Here is a 20,165-nt window from a genome sequence, read left to right on the forward strand (position 1 = left end):
CGCCCATCTGCCGCAATGTGTTCATCCGGTCCAGTGCGCTGCCGTGGCTGCACGCGACCAGCGGACGCGGCGGGGCTATGAAGGCGCAGTGACCCACGACATCACTGGTGAGCAGTTCACGATCGACGCAGGCGGATACCGTGCCGTGATCACGGAGTGCGGTGCAGGGCTGCGCGAGCTGACGTATGAGGGCCGGCCGCTGGTGCTGTCCTACGACGCGGACGAGCCGGCCCCCGCTGCGTTCAACCAGCTACTGATCCCCTGGCCCAATCGCGTCGACCACGGCCGTTACGTCTTTGACGGCGTCCCGTATCAGCTGGACATCTCCGAGCCGGAGCTCGACTGCGCCCTGCACGGCCTGACGCGCTGGATGCCCTGGAGACTGCTCTCCCAGCGGGGCGACCAGGTGTCCTTGGGCTGCAGCCTGCTGGGTTCGGCCGGGTATCCGTTCCGGCTCGAACTGGAGGCCACGTACATGCTCCGAGCGTCGGAGGGCCTGACGGTCCGGGTCACGGCGGTCAACACGGGCCGCCGGGCCGCCCCGTACGCGCACGGTGCACACCCGTACCTCACGGTAGGGGAGTCGATCGACGACTGCACGGTGCAGTTGCCGGGCCGTGAGGTGTTGCCGGTGGACGAGCGCATGATCCCTCCGGGTCCGCCGCGTCCGGTGGAGGGGACGCCGTACAACTTTCGGGAGGGCCGCAAGCTGGGCGAACAGCGGATCGACATCGCCTTCACGGACCTGGAGCGTGACGGCTCGGGTCGGGCCTGGGTCCACCTCACGGGGGCCACGCGCACGACCTCGTTCTGGCTGGACGAGGCGCAGCCGTGGCTGGAGATCTACACAGCCGATCGGGTTCCGGAGGCCGATCGCAGGCGCGGGCTCGGTGTGGAGCCGATGACGGCCCCACCGAACGCGTTCGGCAGCGGGACCGATCTCATCCGCCTGGAGCCTGACGCGTCGTACACCGGGTCTTGGGGGGTCATGGCCGGCTGAGCGGCCACGATCCCCACCGGGACACGTCCTCTACTCGGAGCCGAACAGGCGGGGGCGCGGCTCGTGCCAGCCTTCGGCGCCGGGCAGGTGCGCCGCCGGAGCCGGGCCCCAGCTACCGCGTTCATAGACGATCGGTGCCTCGGACGGAGCCAGGACGGGTGCCACGATGCGCCAGCACTCCAGGATCGTGGGGTAGAAGGCGAAGCACTCGGGGTCTCCGACGACAGCTCCGTGGAGGATGTTCTCGTACGGGAGTGGCACGCGTCCGACCACGTCCGCGTAGTTGACACCGACGGGAACCGTGACGGGTGGGTCGTCGGGCTCGTCGCCACCCCGTACGAGGAGGTCGGCGCGGATGCCGATGTCGCCGTCGATGCGGAAGCGCACGATGTTGTGCGGTGCAGCAGCTTCCTGCTGCTGCGCGCCGGTGTCTTCGGAGTCGCTGCGGAACAACTCCAGGGGAGGCTTGCGGAGCTCGACGACGACCTCGGTGGCCGACACGGCGAGTGCCTTGCCACTGCGAAGGTAGAAGGGAACGCCGGCCCAGCGCCAGTTGTCGATGTAGAGGCGCGTGGCGAAGTACGTCTCCGTGGTGGAGTCCGGTTTGACGCCATCGACGTCGAGGTAGCCCTCGTACTGACCGCGGACTGTCTCAGCCGGGTCCATGGCCCGGACGGCGTGCAGCACGCGCCATTTCTCCAGGCCTTGTGCCAACGCGCTGTTGGCGCTGGGCGGGTCCATGGCCAGGTAGGCGAGGACCTGCAGCAGGTGGTTCTGGACGACGTCGCGCAGGCAGCCGACCGCGTCGTAGAAGGAGCCGCGGTCGGCTACGTCGAAGTCCTCGGCCAGGGTGATCTGCACGTTGTCGACGTAGTCCCGGTGCCACAGGGGTGCCAGGAGCGTGTTGGCGAAGCGGGAGACCATCAGGCTCTCCACGGCCGCGTTGCCGAGGAAGTGGTCGACGCGCAGCAGGTGGTTGGCGTCGAAGTAGGTGCTGAGGTCGTCCTGGAGGGCTCGGGCCGATTCGAGGTCGTGGCCGAAGGGCTTTTCGACGACGAGGCGGGCGTTGCGGTTGAGTCCGGCCTTGGCCAGGGCGGCGGCCACGGTCGTGAACAACGATGGCGGGATGGCCAGGTAGTGCGTGACGAACCCGAACCGGCTCACGGCGTTGCGGAGCCGGACGAACAGGTCGTCGTCGGTGAAGTCGCCGGTGACGATGCTCAGACCGGCGGCGAAGCGCGCGAAGACCTCCTCGTCGATCTCGGCGCCGCTGGCGACGACGGCCTCGCGTGCGTGCTTGCGCAGGGCGTCGTCGTCCCAGTCGGCCGCGGCGACGCCGATGACCGGCACGCCGAGCTTGCCGGCCTCTGTCAGGCGGTAGAGGGCGGGCAGCAGCATCTTCTTGGCGAGGTCGCCGGAGATGCCGAACAGGACGAGCGCGTCGGACTGTTCGAGTTCGGGCGGGGTGAGGGGGGTGTCGCTCACAGCAGGCGTCCTTTCTCAGGTACGCGGTGCACAGGGGCAGTTACCGGGTCTTGGCTCGTTCGGGATCGGCGCTGTGGGTCTCGGCTGGGTGACCGAAGCGGGACTGGAGGGCTTCCTCGATCTGTTCGGCGTCGCGGCCGCGGGTCTCGGGAAGGTAGCGGCTGACGAAGACGAACGCGAAGACGCAGATCGCGGCGAAGATCCAGAAGGTCTCCCCCTGGCCGAGGGCGCCGGCCAGCGGCAGGAACAGGAGGCTGACGATGAAGTTGGAGATCCAGTTGACGGCCGTGGAGGCACTCGATCCCTCCGCGCGGACGGAGGGAGGGAAGATCTCGCCGATGAGTGTCCAGAAGACCGGCCCGAGACCGCCGGCGAACGAGGCGATGTAGATCACCATGAACAGCAGGGTGAGTACGGAGTTCATGCCGACCACGAACGCCAGGCCGAGCAGGAAGACGGACACCGCCATCAGGCCGAGCGACACGAGGACCATGGGGCGGCGCCCCACCCGGTCGACCAGTTTGATCGCCACGAGGGTCATGACGAGGTTGATGGCACCGATGGCGACCGAGTAGAAGATCGAGTTGGAGGCGCTGAGACCGGTCTGCTGGATGATCGTCGGGGCGTAGTAGATGATCGTGTTGATGCCGCCGAACTGCTGTACCGCGGCCAGGGTCAGGCCGACGATCAGGGCGGGCCGTACATCGGGGGCCATCAGCCGCCGGCTCGTTCTGCCCTGCTCGCCGGCCGCCTTCTGCTGTTTGGCGCGCTCGTCCGCGATGCGCCGCTCGGCGCGCTGGACCAACTGGTCGGCGGTGGCGTCGTCGGTGACCGAAGCGATCTCCTTGCGAGCCTTCTCCTTGCGTCCGTGGGAGATCAGCCACTGAGGCGACTCGGGCAGCAGCCAGAGGGAGGCGACGACGAGCAGCGCGGCCGGGATCGCTCCGATGGCGAACATCGAGCGCCAACTGCCGCTGCTGGAGAAGGCGAGGTTGACGAGGTAGGCGACGAGGATGCCTATCGTGATCAACAGTTGGTTCAGGGTGAGCAGCTGGCCGCGGATCGATGTCGGCGAGATCTCCGACAGATACACCGGGACCAGGGCGGAGGCGGCGCCGACGGCAAGGCCGAGGACGACCCGGCCCGCCAGGAGTACGGGGTAGCCGTTGGAGGCCGTCACGATGACCGTGCCGACGATGAACACTGCGCCGATCAGGCCGAGGCTGGGCCGCCGCCCGATCCGCTCCGCCAGCTTGCCGGAGCTCATGGCGCCGATCACAGCGCCGATGAGCAGGACGCTCACCACGCTTCCCTGCTCGAAGGAGTTCAGATCGAAGTCCTTGCGGACGTAGAGCAGAGCACCGGATACGACGCCGGTGTCGAACCCGAACAGGAACCCGCCCATGGCGATGGCGCCCGCCCAGAGCCTGATCTTGCGCAGGCCGGCAGGTGGCACGTCGGTGAGCGGCCCGTGGGTTCCTGGTTCCCTGGAAAAGCCCTGGACCATGTCGTGTCCTTCCCTGGTGACCCCCCGAGACATCGTCTGCGACCTGCGAGGACTCGGACACTGGTCTGGGCCGTTCGGGTGAAGGCCGTCATGGGGTCCCCACTGCCTGACCGGCTACAGGGAAGGGTGGCAAGCGGGTAACTGGCGGCGCGTGAGATGCCCGGTACGGCGCCGGGAGCCGGGCGCCGTACCGGAACTTCTCGGTGGCAGATGTGCTCGACGTCCGTGAGCATGGCGGGGTGCCGAGGAATCGCGGGTGGACCTTGTGGGGCGCGTTGTTGATCGCCGTATTGGCGACCGGGGTGGACCTGGCTACAGATCCCGGATATTCCTTCGTCGCTGTATACGCCATGCTCCCACTGCTCGTAGCCATCAACGGCAGTGTGCGCGCGGTCGTCGTCGCCTGCGTGATGTCGCTCGCTCTGACTCTCGCCATGAGCTGGTTTGACCATGATCTGTGGCACCTGACGGCCTATGGCGGCCTGGTGGGGGTGCTGGGAGCCACCGCGATGGCTCTGTGGGCCCAAAGGACGGGGCGCTCTCGAGAGGGCACGCTGCAACAAGTGGCCCGCGTAGCCGACGCTGTACAGCGTGCACTCCTTCCGGAGCCGGCACGTCGGGTTGGCCCCTTCCAGGTGGCTGCCTCGTACGTGGCTGCAACCGACGAGGCCCAGATCGGCGGCGACTTCTACAAAGTCATCGCCACTCCGCACGGCGTGCGGGGGATGATCGGCGATGTACGTGGCCATGGTCTGGAAGCAGTGCGCACCAGCGCCATGGCGATCGGCATCTTCCGTGAGGCAGCGCACGAAGAAGCGTGCCTGGCGAAGATCGCGGCCCGCCTCGACCGTAGTCTGGAACGTGATGCCGGATTCGAGGGCTTCGCCACCGTCCTGATCTTCAGCACCACGTCTCCGGGTACGGGCGCGGTGCTGAACTTCGGCCACCCTTACCCGTTGGTGCGCACAGCAGCCGGTGCGGTGAGAGAGCTGGAAGTGCCCAGCGGGATGCCCCTGGGGGTGGGGCTGAACGCTGCGGTCGAGGATGCCACGCCAGTCGAGGTACACCTGGCACCGGGTGATGAGGTCCTCCTTGTGACCGACGGGGTGCTCGAAGCGCGCGATGCGAGCGGAGCGTTCTTCCCGCTGGCCCAGAGTTTCGCCGCTGCCCCGCGCCTCGCGCAGCCTGCCGAGGTACTGGCTGTTCTACGGAACGACCTTGCAGACTGGGCGCCGGAGATCGACGACGACTCGGCCATGCTGCTCCTGCGCTACGTCCCTGTCGGGAAGGAGCAGTAGTTCCTCCTGCCGTGCCTGCCCGACGGCAGCCATAGCCCCCAGGGCCTTCTGCAAGGTGCAATGAACTGCCAAGGCGTGCCGGAGTGAGTGGAAGCTAGCCGGTGAGGGAGAGCATGACGCAGCACGCCGTGATCGCGATCAGCGCGGACATCAGCGAAATGTGTGAGGCTCTCTCGCTGTCGCGAACGGCTCCGACAGCCAACGCCAGCACGGCCACTCCCAGACCGACGAATCCTGTGGTCCCGCACACCGCGGTCATCACGAATCTCTCCGTCGTCACGGAGTCTCGCCCCCTATTTTGCGGCCAGTCCCCGTCCGCTTGGTCCTGAACGGCCGATCCTCATGCATGCGAACAGGGATGTCGGGCCTCGGCATACGTGCACTCTTGCGCGCCTTGCAGTTCCCAGCCAGCATTCGCTGCGTCGCCGCGCCCTGCCACTGTGACTACGCCAACCCGGTGACCAAGATCGAGGTCGCTTGCCCTGCCACACGGTTGAGCCCCGGGCATGAAGGACGAACGGTCCACTCATGCCCGGGGGCAGGCGCCGCCGCATGCTCCCCGTGGCAGGCGGCGGCTGGCCACGCGGCACCGGACGGCTGGAGGTGCCCCGTGAGCACCGATCCGTCGGGGGCGGCGGTCGGATGCTCAAGAATCTAACGCGGCCAGCCCTGATTTCGGGGAGTGAAGGAACGATTCTTCATCGGGTGCGTGAAGCCTGCACGCCCGTGCGAATGGGCTGCGCCGACGGCTCCGTGCGGCACGGAGCAGCCGGCGGTCGGCGTCAGCCGTCGATGGTGTCGGTGACCTTGCCGAGCTCCACGAACTTGAAGTTGGTGGCGGGGTAGTCGTTGTCGCCGGGGGCGTCGTGGCCGTCCTGGACGACGAGGAGTGGTGGGGTTACCGGGTTCGGGGGGTTCCGGTCAGGTAGGCGAACACGATGATGTTGGAGTCCCAGTGGCGTTGGGTGGTGAGTTCGCCGCCGCAGGTGATGAGTCGTAGTTCTGCCTTGCTTGTTTTGCCGTACACCTTGTCGGTCGGGAACTGTGACTGCGGCGGAGGTCCTGGACGACGTGCGTGAATATATCGTCGAGCACCTCGGTGGCCCGGATGCGGTGCTGATCGTGGACGACACCGGCTTCCTGAAGAAGGGGGTCCGTTCGGCCGGGGTCCAGCGGCAGTACTTCGGCACGGCCGGGCGGACGGAGAACTGCCAGATCGGGGTCTTCCTCGCCTGTGCAACCGACCGCGGGCGGACCTCCTGGACCGATGATCGCGAAAGGTGCCGCCGGGCCGGCATCGGTGACGAGGCTGCAGTTGAGACCAAAGTGGCCATGGCCAAGGCGATGGTCCGCCGCGCGAACGCGGACGAGACCCCGTTCCGGTGGGTCACAGCGGATGCCGCCTACGGCTTGTCCAAGGGCTGGCGATCAGAGCTGGAGGCGGCGGACGTCTTCCACGTCACGGCCACCACCCGGCACGACACCGTCCGTCACCCGCTGGGCGATCGACCACCCCGTCCACGACCTGTTCAACGGTCTTGCCCGGCAGAATGGAAGCGCCGGTCCTGCGGCAGCGGGGCTCACGGCCAGCGAATCTATGACTGGGCCCGCGTTGAAGTCCGGCCCTGGCACCGACCTGACCGCCGCCATTGGGTGATCGCCCGCCGCAGAATCAGCCGGCCCGGGGAGATCTCCTACTACATCGCCTACTGCCCCGCCGAGACCACGCTTGATGAGCTGATCCGTATCGCCGGCAGCCGGTGGGCCATCGAGGAATGCTTCCAGACGGCGAAGCAGGAGTGCGGCCTGGACGACTACCAGGTCCGCCGCTATCCCGGCTGGCACCGCCACATGACCCTGGCCATGGCCGCCCACGCCTGCCTCACGATCCTGCGGGCCCGCGAGCTGGACACCGACAAAGCAGAAACGGATCCTCCCGGCTCATCCACCTCAGTCTTGCAGAAATCAGACGCCTCATCACATGTCTGACCGACCACAGGCAACCGCCCGTCGAACACATCCTGCATTGGTCGACTTGGCGTCGTCAGCGCCAACACCAAGCCCGCACCAGTCACTACAAACGCCGCAGACACAGTCCCTGACCTGGCCATCAGTCACATCAGACACCGTTGCAGTACTAGGGTGCCAGCCTGCCCTTGACCACGGCGTCACCGGTTACAGGGTCATCGACATCTGGTTGCCCTGCCCGGACGCTACCAACGCGCCGACGCCGACGCCGACGCCGACGGCAGGTCGTCAGGCTTCGAAGGCAGAGGATTCTAGCCAGGGCGTGGCCGCAGACCCCGTCTGTGGACTCGGCAAGCTTTCCCGAGAGCTTGTCCCGCGCTACCTTCCGTGCCATGTCCGAACCCGCCCGCCCGTTACCGGGCCGGTCAGCCGCCGAGCTGAACGCACAGATCCGGGACTTGATGCTGCTGACCGGCGGCCTCCTGAACGACCGGCAGCGCCACCCTGGTGGCAGCCTGGTGGTCCGCCGTGCACCGAGAACGGCTGCTGACGGCAAGCGCAACTGCGCACTCGCCCCGACACGGGCCCCGTGCCGGAAAGGCCGCCGGCCTACGGGAGTTCGCCGCCTCCGGGGACTGGCTCACCATCTACTACCTGCCGCCGTGCGCACCCGACCTCAACCCCGTCGAAGGGATCTGGTCACTGCTGCGACGCGGCCGGCTCTCCAACATCGCCTTCAGTAACCCTGAACACCTCTTCCAGCGGATCCTCCGCGGTTTACGGCAGATCCAGTACCGCAGCAACCTCATAGACGGCAGCCTCGCCGAGGCCGGCCTGGCCATCAGCCCCCTGAGGAACCCAACGACATCACGAGTTCATTCTGAGTAGGTAACGGGAGCGCTGGGCGCCGCCCGTCGAACGCTGAGAACCCGGGCCCGAATGCATGGCATTCCCGCTCACTGCTCAGTGCGGGCCACGCCGCCCTGACTGGACCGCCGTTGTGGCCGGTGGTGCACGCGTAGCAGGACGGGGCCTTCGAATGAGTCCAAGGCGAGTTCGCGTTGCATTGTGAGAAAACGTTTCCTCTGGGCGACCTGGGCGTGCGTTGGTTCATGGTGGCTGCGCTGGGCAGCCCGCTCCCTCTCCAGAGCTTGCCCCAGGTGCCGCCGAGCCTCGTCGAACGGCTGCAGCAGGTCGTCCGCCGCGAAGTCTTGCAGGGCGGTGCCGGGCTCCGCGGCGTTCGGTGGCGCGATCCCTCTGAGTCGGTGGTCGAAGTCACCTTGTAGGCGGTCCAGCTGGTCGAGGAGATCCGCAAGAGAGGGGTTCTCGGTCCGGACTGCCGCAGCACCCGCTCCGCAGGTGCAGCCTGAAGCGCGGACGGCGCGGGTATCGGAATTTGATTGATCATCAATCTGCATATTCACCCAACGACTTCGTCCGGTTCATGGAACCGCCCAATCGGGTGAGGGTGCGTCCTCGGTGCCGCGAGCAGCGGCTGGCGCATCACGATAACCGCCGAGGGAGCACTGCCCCGGGCAAGTCGTGGTGCCCCGGCGGGCGTTGCCGCCACGTCCCGTTGTGGCTCCGACGCCTTCGAACGCGCGCTCAGCGTGGCAGGCGGATGGGTGAGGAACACCGCGCGGCGAGAGCCTGATGCGACTCCGGGGACGCCACTGACATGGGGCGGTTCCCCCGGACTCGTGCGCGACCGCTGAGGATGAACCTGGAGTGGCTGCGCCCCTCTGCCTAACAACCGTGGCGGAAGGCGGACACCGTACCTGCGGCGATCCTCCGGAAAGAGCAACGTGTGGCACCTCCTAGCTCAGGTCGGAGGTGGCCTCGCCGGCTGCCGTCGTTCAGCCAGTGTTGTCATGTGGCCGCGGTGACTATCCGCGAGGCTCGGTCGGTCTGTCCGCGGCAGCGTGATTCAAACGCGGCTGGGGGCGCGATGGGCGCTGTCATTCGCTGACTTCCCTTCAGGGAGGCGAAGCTGGCGATGTGTTCGCGATCTGGTGCGCGGCGGAGGGAGGGCGAAGGCGGCAAATGAACGAATCAGCGCCCGAATGACTGACTCAGCGCGACGGACCGAACACCCCCGGGTAGTACTGGTCGACGTCGGGCACCGTGCCCGATGCGCAGTGATCTGGGATGTGGAAGGAACACGATGGTCTCAGTCAAGATGGGCAGGACGGGTCGTGCAGCCGTGGGCGTTGCCATGGCTGCAACCGTGGTGGCCGCGGCGGCCGGCACGGCGCACGCCACATGCGGTCCGAACTCCGCCTTCGGCCTGGCGGCATCGCTGGGCCCGGTCGACACGGGCCAGGTGGCGCTTTCCCGCTACCCTGCGGGACCGGCCAAGAATGCTGTGGCCGACGTGTCCCTCGACGAGTTCGGCAAGGTCACCGGCGTATCGAGTTCGTCGACCGGGTCTGTGTCGAAGGGCACACGGACGACGGCCGCCAAGATCGTGAGCGCACGCCTCAACCTGCTCACCGCCTCTCTCACCACGGACGCCGTGACCAGCAGATGCACCGCGAAGCCGGGATCGGCGCCGAAGGGGTCAGTGGAAATCCTTGACGCCAACGTCAAGGCCCTGGGCGGCATCGTGCCGGGGGGCTCCGGGGCCGTACACCTGCCCGCGTCTCCCGCGCCGAACACCAAGGTGACTCTGCCGGGCATCGGCGAGGCCGTGCTCAACGAGCAGATCAAGAACCACGACGGCTCGCTGACGGTGAACGCGCTGCGTCTGAACGTCGCCCCGCTGGACGGCACCGTCGTCATCGCCTCGGCAACGTGCAAGGCTGGTACTCCGGGCAAGGCTGACCCCAGCACGGGCACCGGGAACAACCCGCCGAGCGACACCGGTCCCGGCAAGGGTGGCAACGCCCCAGTCACCGGCTCGGTCACCGGAAGCACCCTCGACCCCACCGGTAAGCCCGTTGCCGGTGCCACGCTCCGCTTGACCAATCCCGCCGGCGCCGACCCCACCTGCACCACCAACGCCAAGGGCCTGTGCACCTTCCCCGAGCTGAAGGCGAACACCTACCGCCTCTGCGTCACCGGCGCCCCTGACGGCTACTCCATGCCCAAGGCCGCCTGCAAGGGCTCGGTCGACGTCACCGACAAGAACGTCAAGGTCGCCTTCACCCTCCCGAAGACCGCACCCGCTCCGGCCCCGGCCCCGGCCAAGGGCTCCGTTACCGGAATCTCGGTGGACCGCGACGGCAAGCGGATCGGGGGCACCGTGTTCCAGCTCAAGACGCCGGTGGGGGCCGACCCGTCCTGCACCACCGGCAGCAAGGGCTCGTGTGCGTTCCCGGAGCTCAAGGCCGAGACGTACCGCCTGTGCGTGATCGACGTGGCGGACGGCTACAGCCTGCCCAAGGCGCCGTGCAAGGCCGTCAAGGTCGCCGGCAAGAACGTGAACGTGACGTTCACCATCCCCGCTGAAGACGGCAAGAAGGGCTGACCCACAGCGGTCCGGAACAGCACAGGGCATGGAGGTGGGCCCGTCCTCGACGGGCCCACCTCCGCGTCACCGTTCAGACCGGAAAGCTAGCCGAAGGTGATGCCCAGGTCCTGCGGCAGCGGGTCCGAGACAACGGTCGGATCCTCACTGATGCCGTCGGAGCCGAAGCCCTGGGCGATCAGAACGTCGTCGGGCAGGACTTCACCCGGCCGCGGCATGACACGGTTTCCGGTACCCGGCTTGGTGCCCCATACGTAGACTTGGTCGCCTACCTCAAGCAGGTTGAAAAGCCGCTTCGCGTCGGACTCGTACATGTTCACGCAACCGTGCGAGCCCGACTTGAACAGGTCGTTTTTCGTTCCGTGGAACGCCTGACCGCCGTCGAAGAACTGCGAATACGGCATGGGCGCGTTGTTGTACAGCGTTGAGAAGTGGCGCTCGTGCTTGAGGTAGATCTCGTGCCACCCGGTACGGGTCTCGTAGCCGTCCTTCCCACTGCGGATGGGAACCGGTGTGAAGATCACCTTCTTGCTCTTCTGCACCCACAGGATCTGACGATTCAGGTCGACGCACGTCACGCGGTATGTGCGCACCGGGCACTCACCGCGAGCGTTGGGGTTGTTCCTGACCTCGTGCACCAGAAGGGTGCGGTAGGTCCTGAGGTCGGCGCGGCCGTCGGCCGGCTTGAGGCCCAGCTTCTGCTGGAGCGCACGGATGGCTTGGCAGTCCTCGACCGACTGCCTGCCGTCCTCGGGCAGATTCAGCTTTTTCTCCAACTGCCACTGGTAGGGGCCGGAGGGCGCGGTACAGGCCTCGGCCCGCACCGCGGTACCGGCCAGTGCGGCTGCAGGCGAGGCGACGAGAGTGCCGGCCAGCACTGCCGTGCCGGTCAGCAGGACTATGGCGGAGGGTATAGGCGGCTTCACGGCACACACCGATCCTTCTCCCGGCGAGCGGGGGGTAGACATCGATCACAGTGCTACAACCCGCCAGCCCACCTCGCTGCACTGACTGCTCCGCATGGCCCAACGCGGAACCTGACACGCTGTGCGGCCCCGTCCCGGCCAGAGGATACGTTCCGATACTCGGACAGGGGGCACCTTCTGGTCGTATGCGGCCAGCGCTTACGCGGTTGTGGTCCAGACGGTGAGTGTTGGCAGGGTGAACAGGTAGGTGATCGCGCAGGTTCGGAGTGCCACGTCCGTGGCGCGTGCGGACGGTCCGCAGCTGCCTGTGATCCGCTGCCAGGGACTGGTGGAGGTGTTGTCGCCGCCGTCATCGAAAAGCAGTGCACACACGAGGAGCAGAACGTCGGCCGTGGCGAGCAGGGGCCACGCCGATGATGGCGCGGAGAAGCCGGCGTAGATGAGCGGCCCCAACACGATCGCAGGGACTGTGCCGAGCGACAGAATACTCACGGCGATCGCGATGAGGGCGTACCAGCCGAAAGCTGTCAGCCGCAGGAGTACCACCAGGCCCACGATGCAGATCTGAATCAGTCCCATCGGCACTGGGTGCCCCCTGTGTCGAATACGGGGTGCGGCGGTCGGCGTCGAGGTTCGCGCGTGGCGGCAGGTCGATCTCGAGGCCCGATCGCTCCTCCCAGGCAGCTGCCGAAGGCGCCCCTCACGGTGCTTCATCCCCGGCCATTGACGGAAGGAGCCGCAGTGACTTCTGCACCTCCATGCGCATGACCTCGTCCTGCAAGCCGGTGAAAAGTGTGAGGGCAGCCCGGTAGGCCTCGGCCGCCTCGCTGTTGCGGCGCAGCCGGCGCAGCACGTCCCCCAGGTCGCGCCAGGTGTGCGCGGTCGAGGAATGGTTGCCGACGGCCTGGAAACAGACCACGGCCTCCCGCAGTGTCGCTGCCGCTTGTGTCATACGGCCTATGAGAGCGAGTGTGTTGCCCAGGTTGCGCCCGGTCCGCCCCTCGCGTTCGCGATCACCGCTCTCTCGCATCAGCTCGCGGGCCCGCTCGTGTGCACGGGCGGCCTTTTCGTAGCGTTTCAGGTGCTGCAAGGCAGTTCCCAGGGTCCCCCACGCGGTGGCCTCGCCGTGGAGATCGCCGATCCGGCGCGCGGTGTCGCGGGCCAGCTCCGCCAGCGGGACCAACTCGCCGACCTGCCCGCGCTCCTGGAGATGGCGGGCCAGCAGGACGGGCAGCGCGACAGTCAGGTGTGGGCGGTGGACACGCGCGGCCCGCGCGACGGCCAGCAGCGTGGGCCATTCCTCGTCGAGCCATATCTCGTTGAGCCATTTCCCGTTCTTGGTGAAGGAGGGGAATACGTGCGTCGGCGCGTCATCGCTGTGATAGGCGCCACCACGCGCGATGGCAGCGCCCTGCACCAGCGTCTCGTAGTGGTCCAGCAGCGCCAGCGGGGCGTCCTGCGGGTCCACCGAGTACAGCCACAGAGCCGTCGCGTCCCCCGGGCGGGGCGCGAGCAGGGCGGGCAGCGTCCCGCGGTGGGAGGGAAGACGCTGCGCCAGCAGCCGCCACAGGGCGGGACCGGAGCGGGCGTAGGCAGCCGTGAGTAGCGAGGCGCACACGCCGTCCCACTCCCCGTCGTCGGCTGCGCGCCCGTAGTCCAGCGCCGCACCGGCGGGGTGCGCCGCCGACACCAGATCCGTGACGTCCAGCGCCAACTTCGCGCGTATGCGGCGGATCACCGCGGGAGCACGGTGCGGGTCGGCATCGGTCACCTTCGGGGGAAAGGGAGTGGGATCGGGCAGTACCGCCAGGGCGGACCGGGCCAGCACGGCACTGTCGCCGGCCAGGTCCAGCCGCAGCAGGCGGGACATCCCCGCAGCCAGGACATCGGGGAAATGAGGGCGCGAGGACAGGGCACACAGCACCTCCTCAGGCAGCCGGTGGCTTTTGTGGGCGTTGATGAACAGCTCCCAGTCGGTGCCTTGTTCGGGGAGGGTGGCGTCCAGTACCTGCTGCGCTGACACCGCGTCCGGTTGCGCCCGGAGCTCGGAGATCAGATTGTCGGCAGCGGGCCTGTGAGGCCGGCGGGCGGCGAGCAGCCGGCGCAGGCGCGCGTCGCGGAGAGCGTCGCGTATCATGCCCGCGTCGAGAGAAGGGTCCCTGCCGTACAACCACGCCCGCATCTCGGGCGGACGCAAGCGGAAGTCCCAACTGTGGCGCGCCCACTGCACGTACGGATCCCGTGGCGCGAGGCCGGCCCTGTGTATCCGTTCCAGGGAATGGACCAGGATCTCCTCACGCACCCGTACGCCGCGCAGGGTGTACGTGGCGGCGTCCTCCAGCTCCTCGTCGTCCAAGCCGGCGAGGAGCGCGGTGAGGACGGCGGGCGGCGCCTGGGCCAGTATCCGCAGATCGAGGTCAAGGTCGAGGTGCCGGGGCGGCGGGTCCAGGCGGGAGAGCAGCCCGGTGAGCGGGCCCGCGTGCGTGCGCAGCAGCGCGGCAGCGAGCAGCCAGGTGTGCTGGTCTCGCCCAACTCCGCACGCAGCCACACGCCCAGCGCGTCCCACAGGGCATAGAGGGCGCCGGGGTCTGCGAAGTCGTCGGCAGCGTGCAAGAGGACGTCGATGCGGTTGGTGGCGCGGAGCGCCCGGCCGGCGTCGCCGGTGGCCAGCAGGTGGCGCAGCAGAGAGGCGGACACCTCGGCGGTGTGCGCGAGAACGAGGTCGCACACCGAGTCTGGGAGAGCGGCCTTACGGTGGACCAGGCGGTTGGCTGCCGCCGAATTCCAGGGCGTGAGCAGCGTGAGAGTGAGGTCTTCTGGGCAGTCGGGCCGCCCCAGCAGCGCCTGCACCTGCTCGACGAGCGGAAACGGCTTACGACGGTGGGCGGCGGCTACGGCAGCCCAGTCCACTGGGGCGGCGGAGGCGAGGAGGGAGTCACCTTCCTCGAACGTAGGACAGGAACGCAGCTCCCATGACGGATCCTTCGCAAGCATGGCGGATGCGGGGTTGCTCACCATCGCCACGTCCTTCGGCGCAAGGCAGTCCGCCCCTGCGGCCTCCAGCCCCGTATCGGCAAGCTCCGTCAGCGCGGCGTCTCGCTCCACGGCGGGCAGGAGGCAGGCGGCCCACCGCAGAAGATGTACGTAGTGCGCGCACTGATGGGCCTCCTGAGGTACCTCGTACCAGCCCAACCGCCCTACGCCCATGCCGATCCCCCCGGTAGCTGGCTGATCGTAGCTACCGCCACGCACCAGGTCCAGGCAGCCCATGGACGGGCAGCCAGGAAGGCAGGCGGCGCTTCGCTCCCGGTTCTGCCCTGAGTAACCGGTTGCAGGGGCACGGTGACCTCTTCCGCTGCTTGGCGCCGGCGGATCCGGATCAAGCGCGGGAGCCATGGCGATGCGCAGTGCAGGCCGACAGCGGATCTCCGCACTTGAGTGGAGCAGGCCGTGGGTTCCGGCAGGCCAGGCGAACACTCAGTAGTTCCTCATCCCGTGGGACATCGACGTAAGTTCGCGAGCAGACGCGAGACGCGACCGGGCAAAGTCCCCTTTCCATCTGGAAATGGTGAAGCACTACCTGGAACTTGACGCGGCCCTCGAGCTCGTCGTCTTCCGCTCCCCGTCGGGCTGGCCGTCCTCGACCTCTCCCCACACGCGCAGCAGGCTGAAGCGTTGCTCCGCCTCATCCACGAGGGGGAATATCGCCCGGGGGCGGATATGTCGCGCGCGATCTCCTTGCTCATCCCTGTATGCGGTCAGGAGATGAGCCACGACAAGCACCAGTTCTTGTCGGCCGCCGTCGCCTCGGTCGGCCTCGGCCAGGGGCGCATCCCTGCACCCTGGAGAGGCACCTCCTGGACGCGGCCACGGCCAGCGCCAACGTGACTGAGCGCCACGTAGCTCAGCAGCTCACCGCGCACTGGTGATGGCCGTCGGCCTGGCCTACATCGGCCATAGCGTCGGCTGAATGGAACACGACGACAACTCCCAGCACCATGTGCAGATAGCCGCTCACGGAGGTGGGGTCGACGTCGCGATCGACGGCAAGTGGGTGGATCCAAGTACGGCCAGGGCGCACTCGATTACCTACCTCGCGGGCGAACAGCCGGAGGTCCTTTTGCTAGTCGCGGACCGCAACGACACGCAGTGGTCCGGGACAGCCCGGGTCTTGGTGGCCGACCTCTCTGAACCCGGGCCGGCGGCGGCCGTGTTCCTCGTCGCGATCGACCCGGAGACGCTGGAGCGGTCCGCACTGTCCCGGCCCGATCTCCGCACTGAGCCGTACCCCCTGACGAAGGCCATGCTCACCCAGCTCGGAGAATGGGTTCGTGGCCTTTGACGTGGACGGCGCCCGGCGCGTTGTCGCCCGCATCCTCGACGACAGGCCTCGATGACGCTGTCGACGAACAGTCCGTGGTCATCACCCGCCGCAAGGCCACCCGTAACCATCGGCTTATCGCAGCCGAGGAAGCGAACTGCCTGTTCAACCGCGAACGCCCCACAGCCGGCACGGATTCACCAAAGCCAAGATCAGGCGTTCTCTGACCAAGGTCCGCTTGAACGCCCGGCACGTGACCACTCTCCGATCACGCCACCAACCTGGACGAGAACACGATCGCCGGCGCGCACACCAGCGCCATGGCCTGCACCTTCACGATGAAACGGCCTCGAAGGGAGGGGCCGCCACTACGCGTTGCCCGTCCACTTCTGGTCGACCGCTGTCGTAAGGCCCCGCCGACAACGGGACCGCGTCGAGGAGTGGTTCAGGAAGTGGTGCCTGAGGCTGAGTTGGGATCCGTGGTCGGCCGTACCTGGTGTTCCGTGGTTCGTACGATCGGTTCGAGGGATCCGTGCGGTCCCGGGCCTCACTGAGCGGGCGTCGGCCTGGCCAACGCCGTGCGTGGATGCTGGGTGCGGTGCATGGGATGTGACCAGTGCTGTGACGCATCGGCTGTGTCTCGACGGCTCGTATGTCGGGCGGTCCCTGGACTTAACACGGTCGGCTCGAACTCTCGGTCCTGCTTTTGGTCCGCCAGTTCGCTCACGAGGATCGTGCATACCATTGCTCGGTGTGTGAGGGGCGTCCCCCCGCACGACATGCTGGCGCGACAGGGCTGGCCTGGCACGCCAACGCGAGCCCTTCCCCGTGCCTGGTGCGCAACGAACCGAGCACTGTCCGTCGGTGGGTTCGTCCAGCCGCGGTGACGGGACGTTTCTCCATGCTGTAGCACTGGAGGATCTCGTTTGGCCCAATCGCCGTGACCGGGGTGGGCGCCGGACGTTGAGGCGGGCAAACCGGCCGCGCTCTCAGCGGCCGACCTGAACGAGGAGTAGTTGATGTCTCGCATCTCGAAGGCTGCGGCAGTCGTCGCCGGCACGGGCGCGGTCGTGCTGGGCGGAGCTGGATTTGCCGTGGCGGACGCTGGGGCGGATGCCGCTGCGGTCGGCTCGCCCGGCGTGGCCTCCGGCAACGTCGCGCAGGCGCCGGTCCACGTCCCCGTGAACTTTTGCGGCAACACCGTGAACGTGATCGGTGCCCTGAACCCGGCCTTCGGCAACACCTGCGTGAACACGGGCTCCGGCGCGCACGCGGACGCCGTCGCGGCGGGCTCGCCCGGTGTCGGCTCGGGCAACGTGGCACAGGCCCCGATCCACGTCCCGGTCAACGCGTGTGGCAACTCCGTGAACGTGATCGGTGCGCTGAACCCGGCCCTCGGCAACACCTGCCTGAATGACGGCGACGCCGACAACGATGCGGGCGCGGGCGCAGGCGCGAGCGATGGCGGCACGGGCTCGGGTGACGGCGGTACGGGCTCGGGTGATGGCGGTACGGGCTCGGGTGATGGTGGCACGGGCTCGGGTCTCGGTGACGCCATGGACGGTTACGGCGCGGGTGACCTCGTGAGCGGCTACGGAGACTGACCTTCGCTTCCGGCCGACTCCGGCGGTCCTGCGATGGACTGACCACCAACAGCCCATCGTGGGGCCGCGCGGCGCCGTGGGTCGGCGGGATGTGTATTCGACGGCCTGGTCTGGGATTGTGCCCAACCTGCCGTGATGGGTTGCTGCAGCGCCCTTCCGGCCTCCCCGAGTCGGCGGGCGCTGTGCCGTGTCACCGCAGTGCGACGCACGACTGGGGCGGGGCTCGCACGGGGGACGTCTGGAACCCCGCCGCGCCTACGCGTCAGCCCAGGTGCCAGCAGGTGGCGTCGAAGGTGGCCACGTGGACGCTGCCCGCTGTGGCGCGGACGCCATCGAACCAGCATCCGTGCACGTCGCCGGCCCGGGCTGAGGCGGGGGACGCTGTGAGGAAGCCGACAGCGAACAGGCCTGCCAGAACGATCGACAAGCGCCGAAGCATGTTGTTCTCCTTCGAAGTAGGGAAACTCACCGGGACTCTTCACGAGAAGCCCTCGGAGCGCACGCTGGGTGACGCGACCGGGTGGTGGGCCCGCCCCGCTGATGCTGAGACGCACTTGCCGTGCCTCAGTTGTCGCCGGACTCAGAGTGACGGCGGTCATGCCAATCTCGCCATGGGCGGCCATTTAGAGGTCCAAAGGCGTGGGATGTGTCGGTGGGTGGCCCGCGCAACGCATCCCGGGCGGCACCCACCGCGCGGTCGACCAACTCCGCGGACGCCGACGGTACGTCCCCGACGATGCGCCCCGTGACCGGGTCGAAGAGCGGAAACGGATCACCGGATGCGTCGAAGGCGCCTTCCTCGTAATGCCGCACAGGTGAACTCACCTTGCAGACCTCCCTGACCAGACTGGGGACATCGGTTCCGCACCCCCGGAGCGTGCAGGCATCATGCGCCGACTCCGGTATGCCAATGCCAATCGGCACTGTTCCCCTACCGAAATCGGTATGGCAGGGCCGTGGCGTGGCCCGACACCTCAGCGAAGGCGCCCCCGTGCGCGCGACGAACGCCCTGAAGAAGGCAGGCCCGTGGACCTGCTGAACGGCCGCCTGAAGTTCCGGCACCTGACGCTTCTCGTCACCATCGCGCAGCACGGCGCAGTGGCCAGGGCCGCCGAGTCCCTGCACCTCACACAGCCGGCGGCGACCCGGACCCTGCGCGAACTGGAGACCATCGCGGACCTGCCGCTGTTCGTGCGCGAACCGCGCGGCATGCGCTCGACGACGTACGGCGAAGCACTGGCCGCGCACGCACGCGCGGTCCTCACGGGGATGCGCAGGGCCGTGGAACACCTGGAGGGCCTGCGCCAGGGCCACGAAGGCACGGTGGGCACACGCCTCGCGGGCGCCAACGTGCTGCTCCCGCGTGCGGTCGCCCGACCGAAACAGCAGCACCCGCGCCTGACCGTGGTCGTACGGGAAGGAACCCTCGATGTCCTTCACCCCGCTCTGCTCAGCGGGGAACTGGACGTGATCGTGGGCCGCGTGGCGCCGCCGCCGAGGGACGGAGAGTGGCTGCACCAGCGTCTGCTGTGCCGGGAGCGGATCACGCTGGCGATCCGTGCCGGCCACCCCCCTGCTCGACGCGACGACACTCACCCTGACGGACGCGCTGGCCCCACCCGTGGATCCTGCCGGTCGAACAGACAGCGCTGCGCCAGGAACTGGGCGCCCTGTTCGTCGAGCGCGGTCTGGCGCTGCCGGCGGAGCGGGTGGAGTGCACGTCGATCCTGACGATGCGGGCCCTGCTTCTGCAGACGGACATGGTGGCGCTGTTGTCGGAACTCGTCCTGCGCGACGACGAGCGCTTGGCCGCCGCTGCCGGTGGAACCTCCGTCGGTGGACCGCACAGTGGGTACGACCGAGGCGGCCCGTCGCACACGCATGCCCGCACTCCTGGCGCTCCTGGAGCACCTGGACGCCGAGGCGGCGCTGCTGCGCGAGACACTCCGGAACGGAACAGCCTGCTAAAGCGTGTTGCACAAGGCTGTGTTTGGGCAGGTCAGGGCTTGTGAAGGCGGTCTTCTGGTCACGATGTGAGCGCGAGGTTGTGCATGTGGGCGATGACTGCACGGCGAGGCCTGCCATGTTCGTCGCCGTTGACTCGATTCCGGATCCGTGTGGGACCTCAAGGACCGACTGGCTGCTCGGGAACCGCAGGAACAACTGCGCACTAATCAGCAGGGCTGGCGCTGACCTTGTTGATCTGTCATCTTGCCGTTGGTAGGCGGTGATAGCAGATCAGGAAGGCGGCGAGCCCTGCGAGGCAGGGAAGCTCTCGGCCTTGCGCTCGTAGCGCCGGTGCAGGCGGCGACATCGGCTCAGCCACGACATCGTGCGCTCCACCGCCCAGCGGTGCCGTCCAAGACGGTCACTGGCTCCGATATCCCGGCGGACGATTCGTGGCACGATCTGCCGGAGGCGCAACCAGCTGTGCAGGAGGAGCTGCACCCACGGAGCGTGTCCGGCGGCACCGCTATCCTTCCCTGGTCGTGGGGGGAGGGCTGAGGAGCATGTCTGCAGGCATCAGGCCGGGTCGGTCGGTGGGCCGTGGCCGGTACGTACTCGAAGAGCTGATCGGCGAGGGCGG

Annotated in this window: 16 protein-coding genes and 1 pseudogene; 10 read left to right on the plus strand and 7 right to left on the minus strand. The window is 67.9% G+C overall.

What is annotated here, in order from left to right; translation table 11 throughout:
* Nucleotides 1–88: 88 nt before the first annotated feature.
* Entirely contained in the window at nucleotides 89–1,000 is a 912-nt protein-coding gene (locus ACZ4E1_RS15300) for an aldose 1-epimerase family protein (RefSeq protein WP_467539568.1), read from the plus strand.
* Nucleotides 1,001–1,030: 30 nt separating this feature from the next.
* Here the strand turns inward: ACZ4E1_RS15300 and zwf are convergent, their stop codons facing one another.
* The gene (gene zwf / locus ACZ4E1_RS15305; RefSeq protein ID WP_467539569.1) at nucleotides 1,031–2,485 is read right to left on the minus strand and encodes a glucose-6-phosphate dehydrogenase; all 1,455 of its coding nucleotides are present in this window, start codon (nucleotides 2,483–2,485) and stop codon (nucleotides 1,031–1,033) included.
* A 40-nt stretch (nucleotides 2,486–2,525) separates the two neighbouring features.
* Complete coding sequence (locus ACZ4E1_RS15310) at nucleotides 2,526–3,992, minus strand: sugar porter family MFS transporter (RefSeq protein WP_467539570.1); 1,467 nt, start codon at nucleotides 3,990–3,992, stop codon at nucleotides 2,526–2,528.
* Nucleotides 3,993–4,195: 203 nt separating this feature from the next.
* On the opposite strand from ACZ4E1_RS15310, the gene ACZ4E1_RS15315 reads away from it, so the two are divergent.
* The 4 genes and pseudogenes from ACZ4E1_RS15315 (at nucleotide 4,196) to ACZ4E1_RS15330 (ending at nucleotide 10,727) form a co-directional block, all read left to right on the plus strand.
* Nucleotides 4,196–5,290, plus strand: a complete 1,095-nt coding sequence (locus ACZ4E1_RS15315) for a PP2C family protein-serine/threonine phosphatase (protein ID WP_467539571.1) — start codon at nucleotides 4,196–4,198, stop codon at nucleotides 5,288–5,290.
* Nucleotides 5,291–6,334: 1,044 nt separating this feature from the next.
* Nucleotides 6,335–7,279, plus strand: a complete 945-nt coding sequence (locus tag ACZ4E1_RS15320) for an IS701 family transposase (protein ID WP_467539572.1) — start codon at nucleotides 6,335–6,337, stop codon at nucleotides 7,277–7,279.
* A gap of 576 nt (nucleotides 7,280–7,855) precedes the next feature.
* Nucleotides 7,856–8,146 (plus strand): annotated as a pseudogene (locus ACZ4E1_RS15325) (transposase); the annotation flags it as partial.
* 1,327 nt (nucleotides 8,147–9,473) lie between these two features.
* Nucleotides 9,474–10,727 (plus strand): choice-of-anchor P family protein, encoded by a 1,254-nt coding sequence (locus tag ACZ4E1_RS15330; protein ID WP_467539573.1) that lies wholly within the window; start codon nucleotides 9,474–9,476, stop codon nucleotides 10,725–10,727.
* An 86-nt stretch (nucleotides 10,728–10,813) separates the two neighbouring features.
* Here ACZ4E1_RS15330 and ACZ4E1_RS15335 read toward each other — a convergent pair whose 3' ends face one another.
* The 3 genes from ACZ4E1_RS15335 to ACZ4E1_RS15345 form a co-directional block, all read right to left on the minus strand.
* Nucleotides 10,814–11,653 carry a L,D-transpeptidase gene (locus ACZ4E1_RS15335; RefSeq protein ID WP_467539574.1) on the minus strand — a complete coding sequence of 280 codons (840 nt, stop codon included), beginning with the start codon at nucleotides 11,651–11,653 and terminating at the stop codon, nucleotides 10,814–10,816.
* A gap of 198 nt (nucleotides 11,654–11,851) precedes the next feature.
* On the minus strand, nucleotides 11,852–12,232 hold the full coding sequence (locus ACZ4E1_RS15340; protein WP_467539575.1) for a hypothetical protein: 381 nt from the start codon (nucleotides 12,230–12,232) through the stop codon (nucleotides 11,852–11,854).
* A 121-nt stretch (nucleotides 12,233–12,353) separates the two neighbouring features.
* A complete protein-coding gene (locus tag ACZ4E1_RS15345; RefSeq protein ID WP_467539576.1) occupies nucleotides 12,354–13,883 on the minus strand; it encodes a tetratricopeptide repeat protein in 1,530 nt (509 codons plus the stop codon).
* A gap of 48 nt (nucleotides 13,884–13,931) precedes the next feature.
* Between ACZ4E1_RS15345 and ACZ4E1_RS15350 the strand changes: the two genes are divergently transcribed.
* From ACZ4E1_RS15350 to ACZ4E1_RS15360, 3 genes are all read left to right on the plus strand, one after another.
* Entirely contained in the window at nucleotides 13,932–14,228 is a 297-nt protein-coding gene (locus tag ACZ4E1_RS15350; protein ID WP_467539577.1) for a hypothetical protein, read from the plus strand.
* A 1,395-nt stretch (nucleotides 14,229–15,623) separates the two neighbouring features.
* On the plus strand, nucleotides 15,624–15,995 hold the full coding sequence (locus ACZ4E1_RS15355; protein ID WP_467539578.1) for a hypothetical protein: 372 nt from the start codon (nucleotides 15,624–15,626) through the stop codon (nucleotides 15,993–15,995).
* Nucleotides 15,996–16,993: 998 nt separating this feature from the next.
* Nucleotides 16,994–17,578 carry a chaplin gene (locus ACZ4E1_RS15360; protein ID WP_467539579.1) on the plus strand — a complete coding sequence of 195 codons (585 nt, stop codon included), beginning with the start codon at nucleotides 16,994–16,996 and terminating at the stop codon, nucleotides 17,576–17,578.
* A gap of 262 nt (nucleotides 17,579–17,840) precedes the next feature.
* Here the strand turns inward: ACZ4E1_RS15360 and ACZ4E1_RS15365 are convergent, their stop codons facing one another.
* Nucleotides 17,841–18,017, minus strand: a complete 177-nt coding sequence (locus ACZ4E1_RS15365; RefSeq protein ID WP_467539580.1) for a hypothetical protein — start codon at nucleotides 18,015–18,017, stop codon at nucleotides 17,841–17,843.
* A gap of 587 nt (nucleotides 18,018–18,604) precedes the next feature.
* On the opposite strand from ACZ4E1_RS15365, the gene ACZ4E1_RS15370 reads away from it, so the two are divergent.
* Together ACZ4E1_RS15370 and ACZ4E1_RS15375 are read left to right on the plus strand one after the other, a co-directional pair.
* Nucleotides 18,605–19,309: a LysR family transcriptional regulator gene (locus ACZ4E1_RS15370; protein ID WP_467539581.1), complete on the plus strand. Its 705-nt coding sequence runs from the start codon at nucleotides 18,605–18,607 to the stop codon at nucleotides 19,307–19,309.
* 105 nt (nucleotides 19,310–19,414) lie between these two features.
* Entirely contained in the window at nucleotides 19,415–19,546 is a 132-nt protein-coding gene (locus ACZ4E1_RS15375; RefSeq protein WP_467539582.1) for a hypothetical protein, read from the plus strand.
* Nucleotides 19,547–19,816: 270 nt separating this feature from the next.
* Here the strand turns inward: ACZ4E1_RS15375 and ACZ4E1_RS15380 are convergent, their stop codons facing one another.
* On the minus strand, nucleotides 19,817–20,026 hold the full coding sequence (locus tag ACZ4E1_RS15380) for a hypothetical protein (protein WP_467539583.1): 210 nt from the start codon (nucleotides 20,024–20,026) through the stop codon (nucleotides 19,817–19,819).
* Nucleotides 20,027–20,165: the final 139 nt, after the last annotated feature.

This window comes from Streptomyces sp. NPDC025806 (assembly GCF_055558275.1).

What these genes read in the sequence shown, in the direction of transcription:
- ACZ4E1_RS15310 (WP_467539570.1), bottom strand. Translation starts at nt 3,992, where the DNA reads ATGGTCCAGGGCTTTTCCAGGGAACCAGGAACCCACGGGCCGCTCACC.
- ACZ4E1_RS15350 (WP_467539577.1), top strand. Translation starts at nt 13,932, where the DNA reads ATGGACCAGGATCTCCTCACGCACCCGTACGCCGCGCAGGGTGTACGT.
- ACZ4E1_RS15360 (WP_467539579.1), top strand. Translation starts at nt 16,994, where the DNA reads ATGTCTCGCATCTCGAAGGCTGCGGCAGTCGTCGCCGGCACGGGCGCG.
- ACZ4E1_RS15365 (WP_467539580.1), bottom strand. Translation starts at nt 18,017, where the DNA reads ATGCTTCGGCGCTTGTCGATCGTTCTGGCAGGCCTGTTCGCTGTCGGC.
- ACZ4E1_RS15355 (WP_467539578.1), top strand. Translation starts at nt 15,624, where the DNA reads ATGGAACACGACGACAACTCCCAGCACCATGTGCAGATAGCCGCTCAC.
- ACZ4E1_RS15340 (WP_467539575.1), bottom strand. Translation starts at nt 12,232, where the DNA reads ATGGGACTGATTCAGATCTGCATCGTGGGCCTGGTGGTACTCCTGCGG.
- ACZ4E1_RS15330 (WP_467539573.1), top strand. Translation starts at nt 9,474, where the DNA reads ATGGCTGCAACCGTGGTGGCCGCGGCGGCCGGCACGGCGCACGCCACA.